Raw genomic sequence first — 18,533 nt, forward strand, 5'->3', positions numbered from 1 at the left:
ATCTCCGTCATGCGAGGAACGCGCGCAGCAACGCGGCCGTGCCCTCCAGGTGCTCGGTCATGGCGCGGCGGGCCGCGTCGGGGTCGCCGGCGAGGATGGCGTCCACGATGGCCCGGTGCTGGACGGCGGCGTGGTCCAGGTTGACCTGGAGCATCGGGATCGCGTTGAGCAGGTCGCTGACCCGGGAGCGGGCGTCGGCGCAGGCCGTGGCGAGCAGCGTGGAGCCGGTCAGCTCGGCGATGGACAGGTGGAAGGCGGTGTCGAGGCGGCGGTAGTCCTCCAGCGACGCCTCGTTGAGCTCGGCGAGCCGGCGCAGGAGCAGGGCGCGCCGCTCGCCGGCGAGCTCCATGCCGGCCAGCACCTGGGCGGCGCCGCACTCGACGGCCAGGCGGAAGGTCAGGGCGTCGGCGAGGTCGTCGTGACCCATCTCGGCGACGGCCTGGCGCAGCTCGCGGGCGTCGGGGGCGGGCGGCTCGTAGGTGACGAACGCGCCGCCGTAGCGGCCCCTGCGCACGTCGAGGTAGCCGGCGTCGGACAGGGCGCGGATCGCCTCACGCAGCGTGACCCGGCTGATGCCGAGCCGCACGGCGAGCTCACGCTCGGGGGGCAGCTTGCCGCCCGGCGGCACCACGCCCAGCTTGATGGCCTGGAGCAGCCGCTCCACGGTCTCCTCGAAGGCGTTGCCGGCCCGGACCGGGCGCAGCACCGTCATCAGTCGCGCCGACTCGTCCAACATGTCCTCGGGTCTTGACAGACGATCCACCATGCACATCAATGGTCTGAGACTAGCCCAATCAACGGGAAAGCGCCTCGGGCCAGATCGGAGCGACCTGAACGTGCACGAAGGCTTCCTGAGCGTGGACGAGCTGCGCGACGAGGTGAGCGCGGGCCGGATCGACACGGTGCTCCTCGCCATCGCCGACATGCAGGGCAGGTTGCAGGGCAAGCGGCTCTCGGCGCGCTACTTCCTGGACGAGGTGCTGCACCACGGCTCCGAGGGCTGCAACTACCTGCTCGCCGTGGACGTCGACATGAACACGGTCTCCGGCTACGCGATGTCGTCCTGGGACCGGGGCTACGGCGACTTCGTCATGAAGCCGGACCTCGCGACCCTGCGCCGGGTGCCCTGGCAGGAGGGGACCGCGATGCTGATGGCGGACCTGGCCTGGGAGGACGGCGGCGACGTGACCGCCTCGCCCCGCCAGATCCTGCGCCGTCAGCTCGCCCGCCTGGCCGAGCGGGACCTGGTCGCCTACGTCGGGACCGAGCTGGAGTTCGTCGTCTACGACCACTCCTACGAGGACGCCTGGAAGCGCGCCTACCGCGACCTCACCCCCGCCAACCTCTACAACGTCGACTACTCCCTCCTCGGCACCGCCCGCGTCGAGCCCCTGCTGCGCCGCATCAGGCGCGACATGGAGGGCGCCGGCATGTACGTCGAGTCCGCCAAGGGCGAGTGCAACCTGGGCCAGCACGAAATCGCCTTCCGCTACGACGAGGCGCTCAGGACCTGCGACAACCACGCGATCTACAAGAACGGCGCCAAGGAGATCGCCGCCCAGGAGGGCCGGTCGATCACCTTCATGGCCAAGCCGAACCAGCGCGAGGGCAACTCCTGCCACATCCACATCTCGCTCCGCTCCACGAGCGGCGAGCCGGTGATGGCCGGCGACGGGCCGCACGGCCTGTCGCGGCTCGGCGCCCGCTTCATCGCCGGCCAACTCGCCTGCCTGCGCGAGCTCACCCTCCTGCTCGCCCCCAACGTCAACTCCTACAAGCGCTTCGTCCCCGGCAGCTTCGCCCCGACGGCCGTCAAGTGGGGCCTGGACAACCGGACGTGCGCGCTGCGCCTGGTCGGCCACGGGCTCTCGCTGCGCATCGAGAACCGGGTGCCGGGCGGCGACGTCAATCCGTACCTGGCGGTCGCCGCGCTGGTCGCGGCCGGGCTGCACGGCATCGACGGCGAGCTGGCGCTGGAGGACCCGTACGCGGGCAACGCCTACGACTCCGGCGCCGACACTGTGCCGGCGACGCTGCGCGACGCGCTGGCCCTGTTCGAGGGGTCGAAGCGGGCGCGTGAGGCGTTCGGCGAGGACGTGGTCGGGCACTACGCGAACAACGCGCGGGTGGAGCTGGCCGCGTACGACGCGGCGGTGACCGACTGGGAGTTGTTCCGCGGTTTCGAACGGATGTGAGCATGAAGATCGTCAATCCGGCGACGGAGGACGTCGTCGCCGACGTCGAGTTCGCCGACGCGGCCGAGGTCGACCGGGCCGTGGAGCGTGCCAGGAAGGCGTACCCGTCCTGGCGCGCGGTGGCCCCCGGCGACCGGGCGCGGCTGCTGCGGCGCTTCGCCGACCTGGTGGGCGAGCACGCCGAGGAGCTGGCCAGGCTGGAGGTGGACAACGCCGGGCACACCATCGGCAACGCCCGCTGGGAGGCCGGCGCGGTCCGCGACGTGCTGCACTTCTACGCCGCCGCACCCGAGCGCAACCACGGCAAGCAAATCCCGGTGCCCGGCGGCGTGGACGTCACCTTCCAGGAGCCCCTGGGCGTGGTGGGCGTGATCGTGCCGTGGAACTTCCCCATGCTCATCCTGTCGTGGGGCGTGGCCCCCGCGCTGGCCGCGGGCAACACCGTCGTCGTCAAGCCCGCGGAGCAGACCCCGCTGACCGCGCTGCGGCTGGCCGAGCTGGCCCTGGAGGCGGGCCTCCCCGAGGGGGTGCTCCAGGTGCTGCCTGGGGCAGGGGAGGTCGCGGGGGCCCGGCTGGTGGAGCACCCGCACGTCGCCAAGATCGTGTTCACCGGCTCGACCGAGGTCGGCAAGGAGATCGCGGCCAAGGCGGCGGCCCAGGTGAAGCGGGTGACGCTGGAGCTGGGCGGCAAGTCGGCGAACATCGTCTTCGCCGACGCCGATCTCGCGAAGGCGGCCGCGGCGGCGCCGTACGCGGTGTTCGACAACGCCGGCCAGGACTGCTGCGCCCGCTCCAGGCTGCTGGTGCAGGCCGAGGTGTACGACGAGTTCATGGCGCTGCTCGCCCCCGCCGTACGCGCCGTCCGGGTCGGCGACCCGCTCGACGAGGCCACCGAGATGGGCCCGCTGATCAGCGCTGAACACCTGGAACGGGTCCGCGGGTTCGTCTCCGACCCCTGGCTCCAGGGCGAGTGCCCGGCGGGCAAGGGCTACTGGTTCCCCGCCACCGTGCTGACTCCGGAGGTGACCGATCCCGCGTTCACCGAGGAGATCTTCGGTCCCGTCGTGTCGGTGGCCCGCTTCACCGACGAGGCCGACGCGATCCGCGTCGCCAACGACACGCCGTACGGGCTGAGCGGCTCGATCTGGACGCGTGACGTCGGGCGGGCGCTGCGCGTGGCGCGGGCGGTCGAGTCGGGCGCGCTGTCGGTCAACTCGAACGCGTCGGTCCGCTACTGGACCCCGTTCGGCGGTTTCAAGCAGTCCGGCCTCGGCCGGGAGCTCGGCCCGGACGCCCTCGCGGCGTTCACCGAGACCAAGAACGTCTTCATCTCCTGGGAGTGAGCAAGTGCAGCGGTTGCAGGATCGGGTCGCCGTCATCACCGGCGCGGGCAGCGGCATCGGGCTCGCCACGGCCCGCAGGTTCGCCGAGGAGGGGGCGCGGGTCGTCTGCGTGGACATCGACGCGGCGGCGGGCGCCAAGGCCGCGGACGAGGTCGGCGGCCTGTTCGTCGAGGCGGACGTGACCCGCGAGGACGACGTCGAGCGGATGTTCGCCACGGCGCACGAGACCTACGGCAGCGTGGACGTCGCCTTCAACAACGCCGGCATCTCGCCGCCCGACGACGACTCCATCCTGGAGACCGGGCTCGACGCCTGGCGCCGGGTCCAGGAGGTCAACCTCACCAGCGTCTACCTGTGCTGCAAGCACGCGATCCCGTACATGCGGCGGCAGGGCAAGGGCTCGATCATCAACACCGCGTCGTTCGTGGCCGTGATGGGCTCGGCGACCTCGCAGATCTCCTACACCGCCTCCAAAGGCGGGGTGCTGGCGATGTCGCGGGAGCTCGGCGTGCAGTTCGCCCGCGAGGGGATCAGGGTGAACGCGCTCTGCCCGGGGCCGGTGAACACGCCGCTGCTCCAGGAGCTGTTCGCCAAGGACCCGGAGCGGGCGCAGCGGCGGCTGGTGCACGTGCCGCTCGGGCGTTTCGCCGAGGCGTCGGAGATCGCGGCGGCGGTGGCCTTCCTGGCCAGCGACGACTCCTCCTTCATCACGGCCAGCCAGTTCCTGGTGGACGGCGGCATCAGCGGCGCCTACGTGACGCCGCTCTAGGGGGGTCCGTCGTGCGTCGCCCGTTGATCGGGATCACCTCCTACGTGGAGCCCGCCACGTTCACGGTCTGGACGGACGTGACCGTGGCGCTGCTGCCGTACCTGTACGTCGAGCAGGTCGTGCGGGCCGGCGGCCAGCCCGTCGTGCTGCCGCCGGCCGGCGAGCCCGCCGGGGCGCTGCGCGGTCTCGACGGGCTCGTCCTGGCCGGCGGCGGCGACATCGACCCGGCCAGGTACGGCGCGCAGGCGCACGAGCGCACCGGCTACGTACGCGGTTTCCGCGACGAGGCGGAGTTCGCGCTGCTGGCGCGGGCGCTGGACGCCGGGCTGCCGTACCTGGGGGTCTGCCGGGGCCTCCAGGTGCTCAACGTGGCCCTCGGCGGCACCCTCCACCAGCACCTGCCGGACGTGGCGGGGCACACGGGGCACGCGCCGGGGCCGGGCGTGTTCGGCCACCTGCCGGTGACGCCGGCGCCCGGCAGCCGCCTGGCCAAGGTGCTCGGCACGGAGCCGGTGACGGTCCCGCACTACCACCACCAGGCCGTGGACCGGCTCGCCCCCGGCCTGACCGTGACCGCGACCGCCGGGGACGGCACGGTGGAGGCGGTGGAGCTGGAGTCGGCGGCGTTCGCGATGGCCGTGCAGTGGCATCCGGAGGAGGCCGAGGACGGCGCGCTGTTCGAGGCGCTGGTCGCGGCCTGCTGAGGCCCGTAGGCGACAAATGCCCCGTACCGGCACTAGGCTGGCGGACATCACCGTCGACACCGTGCGGGAGAGCACTCTGACGAGCCGGTCAGGGTCCCTGAAGGAGCAAGCCCTCCCCGCGAACCTCTCAAGGCAAAGGACCGCACGGACGAGGTGGCCTCTGGAAAGCAGGCTCATGGCCTCGCCGAAGGTGAAAGTCCGGCAAAAATCGGGCGAAGCTCTCAGGCATCGATGACAGAGGGGGAGGATGCTGGCATCCACTCCTGTCCTGAGGTGCGACACATGTCCCGACCGACACCGCTACGCGACGTCCACGAGAGCCTGGGCGCCACCCTCACCGACTTCGCCGGCTGGCTCATGCCCCTCCGGTACGGCAGCGAGTCCGCCGAGCACAAGGCCGTGCGCGAGGCGGCCGGGCTGTTCGACCTCTCCCACATGGGCGAGATCTTCGTGACCGGCCCGCAGGCCGCCGAGGCGCTGGACTACGCGCTGGTCGGCCACCTGTCCGCGCTCGCCACCGGCCGGGCCAGGTACACCATGATCGTCGACGAGCGGGGCGGGGTGCTCGACGACCTCATCGTCTACCGGCTCGGTGACGAGGAGTTCATGGTGGTCGCCAACGCCTCGAACTACCCGAAGGTCGCCCAGGAGCTCCAGGAGCGGGCCAAGGCGTACGACGCGGCCGTCGAGGACCGCTCCGACCGCTACGCGCTCATCGCCGTCCAGGGCCCCCGCGCGCAGGAGATCCTGGCCACGCTGACCGACGCCGACCTCGCCGGGCTCAAGTACTACGCCGGCCTGCCCGGCCTGGTCGACGGCCGCGAGGCACTGATCGCCCGCACCGGCTACACCGGCGAGGACGGCTTCGAGCTCTTCGTCGCCAACCAGGACGCCGTCCCGCTCTGGAACACGCTCACCGCCGCCGGGCAGCCGTACGGGCTCGCGCCCGCGGGCCTGTCCGCCCGCGACACGCTCCGGCTGGAGGCCGGCATGCCGCTGTACGGCAACGAGCTCGGCGTCGAGCTGACCCCGTTCGACGCGGGACTGGGCAGAGTGGTGAAATTCGACAAGCCCGGCGATTTCGTCGGACGAGCGGCGCTGGAGGCGGTCAAGGACGACCAGCCAGGACGCCGCCTCGTCGGCCTGGTCGCGCGGGGCCGCCGGGTGCCGCGGCACGGCTACCCGGTGACGCAGGACGGCGCCGTCGTCGGCGAGGTCACCAGCGGCGCGCCTTCCCAGACCCTGGGCAAGCCCATCGCGATGGCCTACGTCGACACCGGCGCGAGCGAAGGCCTGGCAGTGGACATCCGGGGCAGCCAAGAACCCGTGGACCTCGTAGAGCTGCCCTTTTACAGGAGGAAGAAGTGAGCAACATCCCTGACGAGCTGAGCTACACCAAGGAACACGAGTGGGTGGCCGGGCTGGACGACGGCCTGACCATCACCGTGGGCATCACCGAGTTCGCCGCCGAGGCCCTGGGTGACGTCGTCTTCGTGCAGCTCCCCGAGGTCGGCGCGAACGTCGAGGCCGGCGACTCGGTCGGCGAGGTGGAGTCCACCAAGTCCGTCAGCGAGATCTACGCCCCCGTGGGCGGCGAGGTGGTCGAGGTCAACCAGAACGTGGCCGACGACCCGTCCCTGGTGAACAGCGACCCCTACGGGGAAGGATGGATGTTCCGGGTGCGCATCGAGGGCGAGCCCGAGGACCTGCTTTCTCCCGAGGAGTACACCGCCCTCACCTCCGGCGAGTCCTGATTTCCCCGCCGGGGCCCCGACCGGGCCCCGGCTTCCGTCCCATGAAGGGCGCACATCAATGGCGATCAGCGTCTTCGACCTCTTCAAGATCGGCATCGGGCCCTCCAGCTCCCACACGGGCGGCCCGATGGCGGCCGCGCACAAGTTCGCCCGGGGCCTGCACGAGGACGGCCTGCTGGAGCGGGTGGCGCGCGTCGAGGCCATCCTGTACGGCTCGCTCGGCCTGACCGGCAAGGGCCACGGCAGCGACAAGGCCGTCCTGCTGGGCCTGTCCGGCGAGAAGCCGGAGCTGGTGGACGTCGACACCGTCGACGAACGTCTGGCCGCCATGCGCGCCTCCGGCACCGTCCACCTCTACGGCCGCCACGAGATCCCGTTCGTCGTCGGCGAGGACCTTGTCTTCGAACGCAAGATCTCCCTCCCCGAGCACCCCAACGGCATGCGCTTCACCGCCTACGACGCGGGCGGCGGCACCGTGCGGGAGAAGGTCTACTTCTCGGTCGGCGGCGGCTTCGTCGTGGACGAGAACGCCACCGGCGCCGACCGCATCAAGCCCGACGACACCGTGCTCCCCTACCCGTTCACCACGGGCGAGGAGCTGCTCAAGCACTGCTCCAACACCGGCCTGTCGATCTCCGCGCTGATGATGGAGAACGAGAAGGCGTTCGGCCGCACCGAGGAGGAGATCCGCGCGGGCGTGCTCAACCTGTGGCGGGTCATGCAGGAGTGCGTGCGCCGCGGCATCTCCCGCGAGGGCGTGCTGCCGGGCGGGCTCAAGGTCAAGCGCCGCGCCAACCAGCTCCACCGCCGCCTCCAGGCCGAGCCGCCCGAGAAGGACCCGCTCCAGGCGATGGACTGGGTGACGCTGTTCGCGCTGGCGGTCAACGAGGAGAACGCCGCCGGCGGCCGCATCGTCACCGCCCCCACCAACGGCGCGGCCGGCATCATCCCTGCCGTGCTCACCTACTACACCCGCTTCGTCCCGCAGGCCGACGACGAGGGCGTGATCCGCTTCCTGCTGACGGCCGCCGCCATCGGCGTGCTGTTCAAGGAGAACGCCTCCATCTCCGGGGCCGAGGTCGGCTGCCAGGGCGAGGTGGGCTCGGCCTGCTCGATGGCCTCCGCCGGGCTGACCGAGGTCATGGGCGGCACGCCTGAGCAGGTGGAGAACGCCGCCGAGATCGGCATCGAGCACAACCTGGGCCTCACCTGCGACCCGATCGGCGGCCTGGTGCAGATCCCGTGCATCGAGCGCAACGCCGTCGCCTCCAACAAGGCCATCACCGCGGCCCGCATCGCCCTGCGCGGCGACGGCCGCCACTACGTGGCCCTGGACAAGGCCATCAAGACCATGCGCGACACCGGCCGCGACATGCTCGACAAGTACAAGGAGACCTCACGCGGCGGCCTCGCCGTCAACGTCATCGAGTGCTGACCACTTTGAGTGGTACCGTAAAGCTGTACCACTCAAAGGGAGGGTCATGTCCATCACCGCCAGCGAGGCCCGCCGACGCCTGTTCCCGCTCATCGAAGAGGTCAACAACGACCGCACCGCCGTGGAGATCGTCTCCAAGAGCGGAAACGCCTACCTGGTCGCCGCCGAAGAATACGAAGCACTCCGGGAGACGGCCTATCTGCTCCGCTCTCCGGCCAACGCTCGCCGGCTGATCGAGTCGTACCACGAGGCGCTCGCGGGCCGCCACGAGAGGCACGAGCTGCTGGACGACGAGGCCTCCCGGTGAAGATCGCCTTCACCGGGAAGGGCTGGGAGGACTACGTCCACTGGCAGACGGCTGATCGGCAGATTCTCAAACGGATCAACCGACTCATCGAGGACGCCTTGCGTGACCCCTTCGAGGGCATCGGCAAGCCCGAGCCGCTGAAGTACGCCCTTGCGGGCGCGTGGTCGCGGCGCATCACCGAAGAGCACCGACTGGTCTACCTGCCCATGGACGACGAGGTCGTCATCCTGCAGGCTCGCTACCACTACGAGTAGGAGACCTGGCGCAGCGAAACTTTGCACTTTCCGCCTCCGTTCCGTGACGACCCATCTACGATCGGTGGTCGAAGGGATGACAGGAGGCAGGCCGTGTTCCGCGAGCGCAAGCCGAGTGTCCGATGGGTCCTTCCCGAAGGGCGGTACAACCCCGTCGTCGCCGACGGGGTGCGGTGGCTCGACTACGAGCGGGCCGCCGAGGCGGACGAGCATGCGCCGGCCCCCGGCGAGCAGGGCCTGTTCGGGGCCGGCGAGCAGGACGCGCCCGGCATCGGCGGGGAGCCGCGGACGACGCCGCCGGAGGCCGACGGGGACGACTGGTTCGACCGGCCGCACCGGCCGCCGCCGCTCGCCGAGTGCCGGCCGTACGACGTGCCCGGCGGGCTGGCGCGCCCCGACCCGCGGGCGGAGCGCGACCTCATGGAGGCCCTGCCTCCTGGGGCGCGTTTCCCCGACCCGCGCGGCACCTGGATCAGGCTGATCAACGGCTGCGGCCCCGCCGACGACCCGTTCCGCGCCGCCAACGCCGCCGACTGCGCGCTCGCCGTGCTGTCCACCTGGCACGGCGAGCCGGCCACGGCCGCGCCGCGGGTGCCCGAGCACGACCGCATCGGCCGGCCCGTGCTCATCGGCGAGCACGGCAGCACGGCCAGGATCGAACGGTGGGTCGGGCAGCGACTGGAGTACACCGGGCAGGGGCGGCACGCCTACCCGATGATCGCGTGGCGGCTGACGGAGGCCGGGCACGGGGCGAGCGCGGTGATCGTGGTGCGCTGGCCCGGCGGCGGCAGCCACGCCTACAACGCGGTCAACGCCGAGGGCGAGGTCATCTGGATCGACGCCCAGCGGGGGCACATGTCCGTGGAGCCCCCTTACCTGACGGTGACCGGGGTGTTCTGCGTGATCCTCGACCGGCACGGGAGGCCGCGGTGAACCTGGATCAGGCCCGGGCGCTGGCCGAGGAGTACGTCAACGGGGCGCTGCCGGCGGAGCAGGCCGTCTCCGTCGGCGTCTACGGCTTCCACGACGGCTACGTCGCCTGGATTCGAGACCTCGAACCCGACGACCCCGCCCGGCTGCCGGAGACGGTCGGCGGGGCGTGCGTCGTCATCGACGAGACCACCGGCGAGGTGGCCCCCCGGCCGCTCCTCGACCCGGAGACGGTCGCCGAGCTCTGGCCCGGCCCCATCCCCCGCTGAGCCGCGCCACGGCGGCGGCGCGGCCACCGAGTCGCCGGCGCGGCCCCCGCCGGGGGCCGCGCCGCCCCCTCTCAGCCGCACGAGTGCCGGGCGCCGCCCCCATGAGACGCCCGGCCCCCGCGCGCATGCGCCCTCTATCCGCACATGACGGGTTTATGCCCTTTCAAGACCCTTTACCCGACTTGACGATCACCCGGCAGCGAGCGCCCCGGCGATCGACGCCCGCGCCGCCCGCCGCGCCGGCAGCAGCGAGGCCACCACCCCCGCCACCCCCGACAGCGCCACGAACAGCACGACCTGCCCCACAGGCACCGACAGGATCGCCCCGTCCAGCATCGCCAGCACCGCCACCCAGCCGTACACCCCGCCGAGCACCACTCCGACCAGCGCTCCGACCAGCCCGAGCACCAGCGCCTCGACCGAGAGCATCCGCCGTAGCTGCGGCCGGGTCAGCCCGAGCGCCCGCAGCAGCGCCGACTCCCGCGAGCGCTCGTGCACCGACAACGACAGCGTGTTCGCGATGCCCAGCAGCGAGATCAGGATCGCCAGCCCGAGCAGCCCTCCGACGATCATGAGAAGCATGTCGAGCGTCTCGTCGAACTCGCCGCGCACCCCGGTCGAACTGCTGAGCCGTACGGTCGGATAGGCGGCCACGGCCTCCCTGACCACGGCCCTCGCCCGGTCGGCGGACACGCCGTCCCTGATGGTGACCATCACCCGGGCGTCGGGCAGCGCCCCGGCATAGCGGTCGAACGCGCTCTCGGCGACGGTGAGCGGCGGCAGCGCCGCGCCGCCCCCGCCGAGCACGGCGACGACCCGCAACGGGAGGCTCCGCCCCTTGGCCCGCACGCTGACCTGCACGCTGACCTGCACGGTGTCGCCGACCCGCACGCCCAGCTCGTTCGCGACCCGGTCGAGCAGCGCCACCTGCCCCTCCGACAGCCCTGCGGCCATCGACCCCGCGACCACCTCGGGGGTGACCGGCCCGTTGAAGGCGCCCAGATCGTACGTCCGCGCCCCGCCCGTCCGCCCCGTGACCTTGGCCGGCGTCTCGCGGACCTGCAGCACCGAGCCCAGCTCCGGCGCCCGGCGCAGCTCCTCGGCCACCGAACGCGGCACCGCGGCCTCGCCGCCCTGCGCGGACAGCAGGTAGTCCACCGGGAACTGCTCGTCCAGCTTGTCCGTCACGGTCGCCCGGGTCGAGGCGCTGAGCACCGAGATCACCGTCATCAGCGTCACCCCGATCGTCAGGGCGACGGTCGTGGTCGCGGCCCTGCGCGGGTTGCGTGCCGCGTTGTCCAGCGCCAGCCGCCCCGGCACCCCGGCCAGCCGGGCAGGGAGCCGGCCCACGACCGTGCTCAGCGGCCGGACCAGCGCCGGCCCGAGGATCAGTACGGCCAGGAAGGTCAGCATGCCGCCGACCATGACCACGACCAGCGTGGCCACGCCCCCCGGCGGCATCCGCCACACGCCGAACCCGGTCGCGCCGGCACCGGCCAGCAGGAACAGCGCGGCGGCGCCCCAGCGCGCCGCGCCCATGCGGAACGCCTGCTCGTCGGCCTGCGTACGCAACGCCGCCACCGGCGGCACCCGTGTGGCCGACCGGGCGGGCAGCAGCGCCGCGCCCACGGTGACGACGAGGCCCACGGCCGCCCCGACGGCGATCGTGACGGGGGTGAGCGCGACGGAGGCGCCCGTGGGCAGCGGGGCGTCGAACGCGGCCAGCAGGGCGAGCGCGAGCGCCGCGAGCCCGTACCCGGCCGCGAGGCCGAGCGCCGAGGCGATCAGGCCGACCACTCCCGACTCCAGCAGGACCGAGCCGAACACCTGCCCCCGCGTGGCCCCGATGCAGCGCAGCAACGCCAGCTCGCGGCCGCGCTGCGCGACGAGGATGGTGAAGGTGTTGTAGATGACGAGCGCGGCCACCATCATCGCCACGACCCCGAACAGCAGCAGGCCCACGGTCAGCGTCCGCATCTCCAGCCCGGCCGCGGCGGCGAGGTCGGCGGCCAGCTCGTCGCCGGTCTTCACCGTCGCCCCCGCCCCGGCGGCGGCGGCCACGGCCTGCTTCAGGCCGGGAGCGCCGCCCGCCACGTCGATCTCGTGGTAGCCCTTCTCGCCGGTCATCCGCAGGGCGGCGGAGGTGGTGAGGCCGATCGCGCCGGTGAAGGCGAGCTCCTGGTCCACGCCGGGGTCGAGGAGCCCGACGAGCTTGAAGGTGTGCCGCTCCCCGCCGGGGTCGAGCACCACGAGGTCGTCGCCGAGCCGGAAGCCGTTGACGCGGGCGGTGTTCTCGTCGAGCACGGCGGCGCGGTCGTCCGTGCCGGGTCCGGTGCCCGCGACGATCGTGGTGCGCTGCAGCGGGCCGCGTACGACGGAGATCGCTGTGGTGGGCAGGTCGCCGACGGCCTTGCCGTCCTTGCCGAGCAGCGGCGCGGACCCGCGCACCAGGCCCTGCGCGTCGGTGACGCCCGCGACCGCGCGCACCCGGCGCAGCACGTCCTCGGCGAGCACGCCGTCCTCGGCCAGCACCGCCACGTCCACCTTGCCGGCGTCGGCGGTGACCCGCTGGGCGAAACCCGCCTGGACGGTGTCGTTCAGGACGAACGTGCCCGCGATGAACCCCACCCCCAGCACGATCGCCAGGGACGTCAGCAGCAACCGCAGCCGGTACGCGCGCAGTCCGGCCAGCGCCGTCCTCAGCACCTCACGCCTCCAGCTTCACGAGCGTGTCCAGCACGGTCTGCGGCGTGGGCGCGGTCACCTCGGTGACCAACTCGCCGTCGCGCAGGAACACCACGCGGTCGGCGTACGAGGCCGCGACCGGGTCGTGCGTCACCATGACGATGGTCTGGCCCAGCTCGCGCACGGAGGTACGCAGGAAGGACAGCACCTCGGCGCCGCTGCGCGAGTCCAGGTTGCCGGTCGGCTCGTCGGCGAAGATGACCTGCGGCTTGCTGATCAGCGCGCGGGCCACGGCCACTCTCTGCTGCTGGCCGCCGGACAGCTCGGACGGGCGGTGCCCGAGCCGGTCCCGCAGCCCGACGGTGTCGATCACCCGGTCATACAGCGCCTGGTCGGGCTGGCGGGCGGCGATGTCGAGCGGCAGGCGGATGTTCTGCTCGGCGGTCAGCGTGGGCAGCAGGTTGAACGCCTGGAAGACGAAGCCGATGCGCTCGCGGCGCAGCAGCGTGAGCCGCCGGTCGCTCAGCCCGGTCAGCTCGGCCTCGCCGACGCGTACGGTGCCGGAGGTGGCGGTGTCGAGCCCGGCCAGGCAGTGCATGAGCGTGGACTTGCCGGAGCCGGACGGCCCCATGATCGCGGTGAAGGCCCCGGTGTGGAAGGCCACGGAGACGCCGCGCAGCGCGTGCACGGCGGCGTCGCCGTGACCGTAGGTCTTGGTCAGGTTCGTGGCCACCACGGCGGGCGGGGCCTGGGTGCGGGTCACTCGTCACTCCTTGTCGCGCTTTTTCAACGCGACCAACGCTAGGAGCGGAAATGTCGCCTGCTCTGGGCCCTGAGGAGGGACTTCGGCTGCGACTCCGGACGACCCCCGGTCAGACTTTCGGCCGATGGGCGGGCACGATCAGCCCGGCCTCGTAGGCGTACACCACCACCTGGGCGCGGTCCCGCAGCCCGAGCTTGGCCAGCACCCGGCCGAGGTGTGTCTTGACCGTCGCCTCCGCGACCTCCAGCCGGGCCGCGATCTCAGCGTTGGACAGGCCGCGCGCCACCGAGAGCAGCACCTCGCGCTCGCGCGGGGTCAGCTCGGCCGCCGCGACCGGATCCGGCGACGGGAGCTGGGCGGCGAAGCGGTCCAGCATGCGCCGCAGCGTGGTGGGCGCGACCACGGAGTCGCCGGCGTGCACGTGCCGGATGGCGCTCAGCAGGTCGTCCGGCGGCACGTCCTTGAGCAGGAAGCCGGCCGCGCCCGCCTTGATGGCGGCGAAGGCGTACTCGTCCAGGTCGAACGTGGTCAGGATGAGCACCTTCGGCCCGTCGATGCGGCGGGTGGCCTCGACGCCGTCCATGTGGGGCATCCGCACGTCCATGAGGACGACGTCCACCTCGGTCGTGGCGAGCAGCTCCAGTGCGGCGGCGCCGTCGGCGGCCTCCGCGACCACCTCGATGTCCGGCTGCGCGCCCAGCACCATGCGGAAGCCCGCCCGCAGCAGCTCCTGGTCGTCGACCAGCATCACCCGTATCACCGGGGCCGCCTCCCTCACGCCGCCCTGGCCATGGGGAGCCGGGCCAGCACCTCGTAGCCGCCTCCCGGGCGGGGACCGGCCGTCACCGCGCCGCCGTACAGGCCGACGCGCTCGCGCATGCCGATGAGGCCGTGGCCGCCGTCGCCGCGCGGCGCCGTCGCGCCCCTGCCGTCGTCGGTGACGCGCACGACCAGCTCGGGGCCGTCGAAGTCGAGCTCGACCAGGGCGCGGGCGCCGGGGCCGCCGTGCTTGAGCGCGTTCGTCAGCGCCTCCTGGACGATGCGGTAGACGGCGAGCTGCTGGCCCTCGGGCAGCTCGCCGGGCGCGCCGGCCACCACCAGCCTGGCGGGCACCGCCGAGCCGCGCACCAGCTCCTCCAGCTGGTCCAGGCCCGGCTGCGGGGTGTAGTCGGTGTCGGGGTGCTCGTCGTCGCGCAGCACGCCGACCAGCCGGCGCATCTCGGCCAGCGCGGCCCTGCCGGTCTTGGAGATGGCCCGTACGGCCTGGCGGGCCTGCTCGGGATCGCGGTCGAGCGCGTAGCCCGCGCCGTCGGCCTGGACCACCATGACGCTGACGTTGTGGGCGACGACGTCGTGCAGCTCCCTCGCGATGCGGGCGCGCTCGGCCGAGGCCGCCATCCGCGCCTGCTGGTCCCGCTCGCGCTCGGCCCGTTCCGCGCGCTCCTCCAGGCCCTCCAGGTAGCGGTGGCGGGTGCCGGCGTACAGGCCGAACAGCCAGATCGTGACCACGAACACCGACCCGCCGAAGAACGTCCCGAACGAGGGCGACTCCCAGTTGACCAGCGCCAGGAGGATCCCCAGCTCGGCCACCAGCATCGCGGCCAGCCCCCAGCGGAACGAGCACCGGTAGGCGACCACCCAGAGCGCGACCAGCACGGCGAGGTTGGCGGGCAGCGGGTCCAGGCCCGCGAGCCACTGCCCGAAGCTGATCAGCGCGATCAGCGCGTACGACGGGACCGGCCGCGCCAGCCACAGCAGCGGCGCCAGCAGCGCCGCCGACAGCGCCAGATAGCCGGCCACACCGAGCGCGAAGCCACCGCCGGGCGGGGTGTAGGACGCGTACGGCACGGCGAACAGGCCGCACAGCGCCGCGAGGGGAGCGACCCGCAGGGCGCTCGCCAGCTTCTCGTGGCCGCGGGACCACGACCGTACCCTGCCGAACACATCCTCACGATATGCAGGCCGGAACCGGGGTTGGTCCGCCTGGAGGTGGAAGTCCGCCTACGACCCAGGTCGCACATCGAGAGGTCTTACACAGGGCTTACGCCCTTTGCGGCACTCTGATCTCTGGGAGCGCCCCTTCATCGGGGCGAGTAAAGGGAGATCGTGATGGCGGATCATGATCGCGATGCCGGGTCGCGCGGCGATGAGGAAGCGCCGCGCGACCCTGACCCTCACGCCGATCCCCGTTGAGCGCCCCGGTCTGAAGTCCGGCTGGCTTCCGCCCGACCCCTCCGCCCACGGTCACGGTCATGGCGGCCCGAGTACGGGACGATCGTCCTCCGGGACACCTGGGACCTGGAGCCCCGTGACAGCCGTCCACCCCTCGCGGCTTTCCCGGACCCGCTGCCGCTCCTGGTGGCCGCGCGCCTGCTGATCGCCGAGGCCGACCGCATCGTCTGGGTTCAGTCGTTCGCCCCTGACCTGAAATTCCGCCGTCGCCCGCGGACACGTACGGAGTGAAAGCCCGCAACGTGACGAGGATGGCGCGTGAGTGAACAAGACGACCGGTCCCGGTTCGAGGCGGTGTACCGAAGGACCTATGAGCAGATTCTCGGCTACGCCGTGCGGCGGTGTTCCTCGCCCGAGGACGCCGCCGACGTCGTGGCCGAGACCTATGTGATCGCCTGGCGTCGGATGACCGAGCTCCCCGACGGTGACGCCGGCAGGCTCTGGCTGTACGGCGTGGCCCGCCGGGTCCTGGCCAACCACCGCCGGAGCGAGCGACGCAGGCTCACCCGGCACACCGAACTCACCGACGAGATCGACAAGCTTTACGCCGTCCCCTTTCCCACCGGTGAGCCGCACGGCGTGGACGATGCCATGGACCTGCTCGCCGACAGCGATCGTGAGCTGCTGGCCCTGGCTCTCTGGGAGGGGCTCGACCCCGGCGAGATCGCCACCGTGCTGGGCTGCTCCCGTAACGCCGCCCGTATCCGCCTGCACCGGGCGCGCAAGCGCTTCGCCAAGGCCCTGGAGAGGACCCGTCCATCGGCCGCCGGCTTGGCGGTACGGCCGCTCATCGAGAAGAGGTCAAGGTGAACAACGACCAGATTTTCAAGGACCGGGCACGAGTGCGGGACGAGGATCTGGCCGGCCGGGCGTCCACCACGGGGGCGGACGCGCTGCTGGCGGAGATCGTCTCGATGGAGCACCCGGCACGACGGCGGCTCCCGCGCTTTCCTGGCCGCGCTCTGCTGCGGCCAGGCCGCGCTCTGCTCGGCCTGGCCGCGGCGGCCACCGCGGTGGCGGTCATCACCCCCGCGATGCTGTCCGGCAACACGATCTCCGTCGCGCCTCAGCCCGGCACGTCGGCGTCCGCGACGGCCGAACCGACCGCCCGGCAGATCCTGCTCGCGGCCGCCGTCGCCGCGGAGCAGGCCCCCGCGAGCGGCGACTACTGGCGTTACAAGGGGGTCACCCGGTGGATGTTGACCGATCCCACGCGCAGCTACGTGCTTGAGGAGGCGCGATCTGGAGAGGTATGGCTGGCCGGGCGAACGGGTCTGCGGAGCTGGCGCATCGGCCAGGATCTCGGCGTCAGGCCCGCGACCCCGCAGGACGAGGTGGCGTGGCGGGCCGCGGGGTCGCCCACCAGCTGGCGGTACCCCAAGGACATGAAGACGGAGAACCTGTTCGCCGTCCCGTTCGGGCCGCTGAAGGCGGCGGCGGGTGAGCGAACCGCCGAACGGCTGCGCTGGAAGACGGTCGGGGACCTGGCCGGGGAATCGTTGACCTGGAAGGAGCTGCGCGCGGTCCCGGGCGAGCCCGAGACGCTCCGGAGCTACCTGGAAGAGCGCATCGGCCGGCTGGATCTGACCGGATCCGGGATGGACGTGGAGGAGGCGAGGAAGCACATCCTTCTCCGGGACTGTGTGGACATCATCAGTACCCTGCCGGCCTCGCCCGAGACCCGTGCGTCCGCGTACCGGATCCTCGCGTCCCTGCCCGCCATACGGGCTGCCGGGGAGACGACGGATCCGCTGGGCCGGCGCGGGCAGTTGCTCAGCTACCAGGAGGAGATCGAGCCGGGCCTGTTCTCCGAGGTTCGGCTCGTGGTCGATCCCAGCACCGGCCTGCTTCTCTCCGAAGTGAGGGTGAACACCACCGAGCTCGCTGACGGGCGGCAGGCAGAGCTTCGTGTCTCCTCCTCGTTCCAGGAGATCGGCTGGACCGACGAACGCCCGCAACTGCCCACGCCGCCCGGGTGAACGATGAAAGTTTCCCCAGCCACGGCTCCCCCACCAGCGCCGTTGACCGGCGGCTGTCGCCGCCCGTGTTCCCCTCCGCGGCGAATGGCGTACCGTACTCCCGCTCACCCACATCCCCGGCAAAGGGAGTCCACGTGCGTGCATGGCTGGCCGGTGTCGTCGCGTCCGTCCTGATGGTGCCGCTGACGGCCCACCCCGCCTCGGCCGGGACGGACCCGCGTACGTGCGCCAAGGCGAACCTGCTGTTCTGCGAGGACTTCCAGGCCATGCCGGTGGGCGGCGCGAGCAGTCTCCGCTGGGGAATCGACACCAGGCACGGCACGCTCACCGTCGAGCGCGATGGACGGCGCGGGCAGAAGGTGCTGCGCGTGCACACCGAGGGCAACGGCCGCGCGTTCCTGAAGGTGGACGACTTCGCCGCGCCGGGCAACAGCTTCTACGGCCGCGTACGGCTGCGGGCCGCCGCGTTCCCGACCGCGCCCGACTGGGCGCACTACACGCTCGTCGAGGCGACCGGCGACGGGCCCGAGGTCGTCCGTCCGCTCGGCGGCCAGTACGCCCCTCCGCCCCACGGGGGAGCCGCGTACTGGGGCGTCGGCGCGGACGGCGGCCCCACCGGGGACTGGACGAACTGGCGGACCACCGCCCCCTCCGTCGCCGGGACGTGGACCTGCGTGGAGTGGCACATGGACGCCGCCGACAACCGGATCTCGCTGTGGTTCGACGGGGTGGCCAAGCCGGAGCTCACCGTGTCCACCCGCGAGCACGGCGGCAATCCGGTGGACTTCGTCTTCCCGCGGTTCGACACGGTCAAGCTGGGCTGGCAGCTCTACCAGGCGAACCCGACCCCCGCCGGCTACGACGTGTGGATGGACGACATCGCGCTCAGCAGCCGGCGGGTGGGCTGCTAGACC

General features: G+C 72.2%; 19 protein-coding genes and 2 riboswitches. Of the genes, 14 read left to right on the forward strand and 5 right to left on the reverse strand.

Going from position 1 to position 18,533, the window contains the following annotated elements:
- Window positions 1–7: 7 nt before the first annotated feature.
- Window positions 8–766, reverse strand: a complete 759-nt coding sequence (locus tag SMD20_RS21555; protein ID WP_329583925.1) for a FadR/GntR family transcriptional regulator — start codon at window positions 764–766, stop codon at window positions 8–10.
- A gap of 70 nt (window positions 767–836) precedes the next feature.
- On the opposite strand from SMD20_RS21555, the gene SMD20_RS21560 reads away from it, so the two are divergent.
- The 11 genes from SMD20_RS21560 (at window position 837) to SMD20_RS21610 (ending at window position 9,960) form a co-directional block, all read left to right on the forward strand.
- A complete protein-coding gene (locus SMD20_RS21560) occupies window positions 837–2,195 on the forward strand; it encodes a glutamine synthetase family protein (RefSeq protein WP_329583926.1) in 1,359 nt (452 codons plus the stop codon).
- Between the two features lie 2 nt (window positions 2,196–2,197).
- Window positions 2,198–3,538 carry an aldehyde dehydrogenase family protein gene (locus SMD20_RS21565; RefSeq protein ID WP_329583928.1) on the forward strand — a complete coding sequence of 447 codons (1,341 nt, stop codon included), beginning with the start codon at window positions 2,198–2,200 and terminating at the stop codon, window positions 3,536–3,538.
- A gap of 4 nt (window positions 3,539–3,542) precedes the next feature.
- A complete protein-coding gene (locus SMD20_RS21570) occupies window positions 3,543–4,307 on the forward strand; it encodes a 3-oxoacyl-ACP reductase (RefSeq protein ID WP_329583929.1) in 765 nt (254 codons plus the stop codon).
- Between the two features lie 11 nt (window positions 4,308–4,318).
- On the forward strand, window positions 4,319–5,011 hold the full coding sequence (locus tag SMD20_RS21575) for a gamma-glutamyl-gamma-aminobutyrate hydrolase family protein (RefSeq protein WP_329583931.1): 693 nt from the start codon (window positions 4,319–4,321) through the stop codon (window positions 5,009–5,011).
- 54 nt (window positions 5,012–5,065) lie between these two features.
- Window positions 5,066–5,164: riboswitch (glycine riboswitch) on the forward strand.
- A riboswitch (glycine riboswitch) is annotated at window positions 5,165–5,259 on the forward strand.
- A gap of 34 nt (window positions 5,260–5,293) precedes the next feature.
- Window positions 5,294–6,379, forward strand: a complete 1,086-nt coding sequence (gene gcvT, locus SMD20_RS21580; RefSeq protein WP_329583933.1) for a glycine cleavage system aminomethyltransferase GcvT — start codon at window positions 5,294–5,296, stop codon at window positions 6,377–6,379.
- Window positions 6,376–6,765, forward strand: a complete 390-nt coding sequence (gene gcvH, locus SMD20_RS21585) for a glycine cleavage system protein GcvH (RefSeq protein WP_020546607.1) — start codon at window positions 6,376–6,378, stop codon at window positions 6,763–6,765. The genes gcvT and gcvH overlap by 4 nt, the downstream gene beginning before the upstream one ends.
- Before the next feature lie 58 nt (window positions 6,766–6,823).
- A complete protein-coding gene (locus tag SMD20_RS21590) occupies window positions 6,824–8,200 on the forward strand; it encodes an L-serine ammonia-lyase (RefSeq protein WP_329583936.1) in 1,377 nt (458 codons plus the stop codon).
- 46 nt (window positions 8,201–8,246) lie between these two features.
- Window positions 8,247–8,507 (forward strand): type II toxin-antitoxin system Phd/YefM family antitoxin, encoded by a 261-nt coding sequence (locus SMD20_RS21595; protein ID WP_329583938.1) that lies wholly within the window; start codon window positions 8,247–8,249, stop codon window positions 8,505–8,507.
- Window positions 8,504–8,761, forward strand: coding sequence for a Txe/YoeB family addiction module toxin (locus tag SMD20_RS21600; protein WP_329583940.1), 258 nt, complete (start codon window positions 8,504–8,506; stop codon window positions 8,759–8,761). The genes SMD20_RS21595 and SMD20_RS21600 overlap by 4 nt, the downstream gene beginning before the upstream one ends.
- 93 nt (window positions 8,762–8,854) lie before the next feature.
- Window positions 8,855–9,694 (forward strand): toxin glutamine deamidase domain-containing protein, encoded by an 840-nt coding sequence (locus tag SMD20_RS21605; RefSeq protein ID WP_329583943.1) that lies wholly within the window; start codon window positions 8,855–8,857, stop codon window positions 9,692–9,694.
- Window positions 9,691–9,960: a hypothetical protein gene (locus SMD20_RS21610; RefSeq protein WP_329583945.1), complete on the forward strand. Its 270-nt coding sequence runs from the start codon at window positions 9,691–9,693 to the stop codon at window positions 9,958–9,960. Before SMD20_RS21605 ends, SMD20_RS21610 begins: the two co-directional genes overlap by 4 nt.
- Window positions 9,961–10,149: 189 nt before the next feature.
- On the opposite strand, the gene SMD20_RS21615 is transcribed toward SMD20_RS21610, so the two are convergent.
- From SMD20_RS21615 to SMD20_RS21630, 4 genes are all read right to left on the reverse strand, one after another.
- Entirely contained in the window at window positions 10,150–12,666 is a 2,517-nt protein-coding gene (locus tag SMD20_RS21615) for an ABC transporter permease (protein WP_329583946.1), read from the reverse strand.
- 1 nt (window position 12,667) lies between these two features.
- Complete coding sequence (locus tag SMD20_RS21620; protein ID WP_329583948.1) at window positions 12,668–13,408, reverse strand: ABC transporter ATP-binding protein; 741 nt, start codon at window positions 13,406–13,408, stop codon at window positions 12,668–12,670.
- A 109-nt stretch (window positions 13,409–13,517) separates the two neighbouring features.
- Complete coding sequence (locus SMD20_RS21625) at window positions 13,518–14,168, reverse strand: response regulator transcription factor (protein WP_329583950.1); 651 nt, start codon at window positions 14,166–14,168, stop codon at window positions 13,518–13,520.
- 14 nt (window positions 14,169–14,182) lie between these two features.
- Entirely contained in the window at window positions 14,183–15,352 is a 1,170-nt protein-coding gene (locus SMD20_RS21630; protein WP_329583952.1) for a sensor histidine kinase, read from the reverse strand.
- Window positions 15,353–15,898: 546 nt separating this feature from the next.
- Here SMD20_RS21630 and SMD20_RS21635 point away from each other — a divergent pair.
- The 3 genes from SMD20_RS21635 (at window position 15,899) to SMD20_RS21645 (ending at window position 18,530) form a co-directional block, all read left to right on the forward strand.
- Window positions 15,899–16,450 carry an RNA polymerase sigma factor gene (locus SMD20_RS21635; RefSeq protein ID WP_329583953.1) on the forward strand — a complete coding sequence of 184 codons (552 nt, stop codon included), beginning with the start codon at window positions 15,899–15,901 and terminating at the stop codon, window positions 16,448–16,450.
- On the forward strand, window positions 16,447–17,619 hold the full coding sequence (locus SMD20_RS21640) for a CU044_5270 family protein (RefSeq protein WP_329583955.1): 1,173 nt from the start codon (window positions 16,447–16,449) through the stop codon (window positions 17,617–17,619). Before SMD20_RS21635 ends, SMD20_RS21640 begins: the two co-directional genes overlap by 4 nt.
- A gap of 134 nt (window positions 17,620–17,753) precedes the next feature.
- Window positions 17,754–18,530 carry a hypothetical protein gene (locus tag SMD20_RS21645; RefSeq protein ID WP_329583957.1) on the forward strand — a complete coding sequence of 259 codons (777 nt, stop codon included), beginning with the start codon at window positions 17,754–17,756 and terminating at the stop codon, window positions 18,528–18,530.
- Window positions 18,531–18,533: the final 3 nt, after the last annotated feature.

Origin of the sequence: Nonomuraea sp. LP-02 (assembly GCF_036289125.1) — a bacterium.
In the GTDB taxonomy this organism is placed as follows: Bacteria; Actinomycetota; Actinomycetes; order Streptosporangiales; family Streptosporangiaceae; genus Nonomuraea; species Nonomuraea bangladeshensis.

Bases quoted from the DNA above. Each gene is read 5' to 3' on its own strand.
- SMD20_RS21555 (WP_329583925.1), bottom strand. From the start codon at position 766: ATGGTGGATCGTCTGTCAAGACCCGAGGACATGTTGGACGAGTCGGCG.
- SMD20_RS21565 (WP_329583928.1), top strand. From the start codon at position 2,198: ATGAAGATCGTCAATCCGGCGACGGAGGACGTCGTCGCCGACGTCGAG.
- gcvT (WP_329583933.1), top strand. From the start codon at position 5,294: ATGTCCCGACCGACACCGCTACGCGACGTCCACGAGAGCCTGGGCGCC.
- SMD20_RS21590 (WP_329583936.1), top strand. From the start codon at position 6,824: ATGGCGATCAGCGTCTTCGACCTCTTCAAGATCGGCATCGGGCCCTCC.
- SMD20_RS21595 (WP_329583938.1), top strand. From the start codon at position 8,247: ATGTCCATCACCGCCAGCGAGGCCCGCCGACGCCTGTTCCCGCTCATC.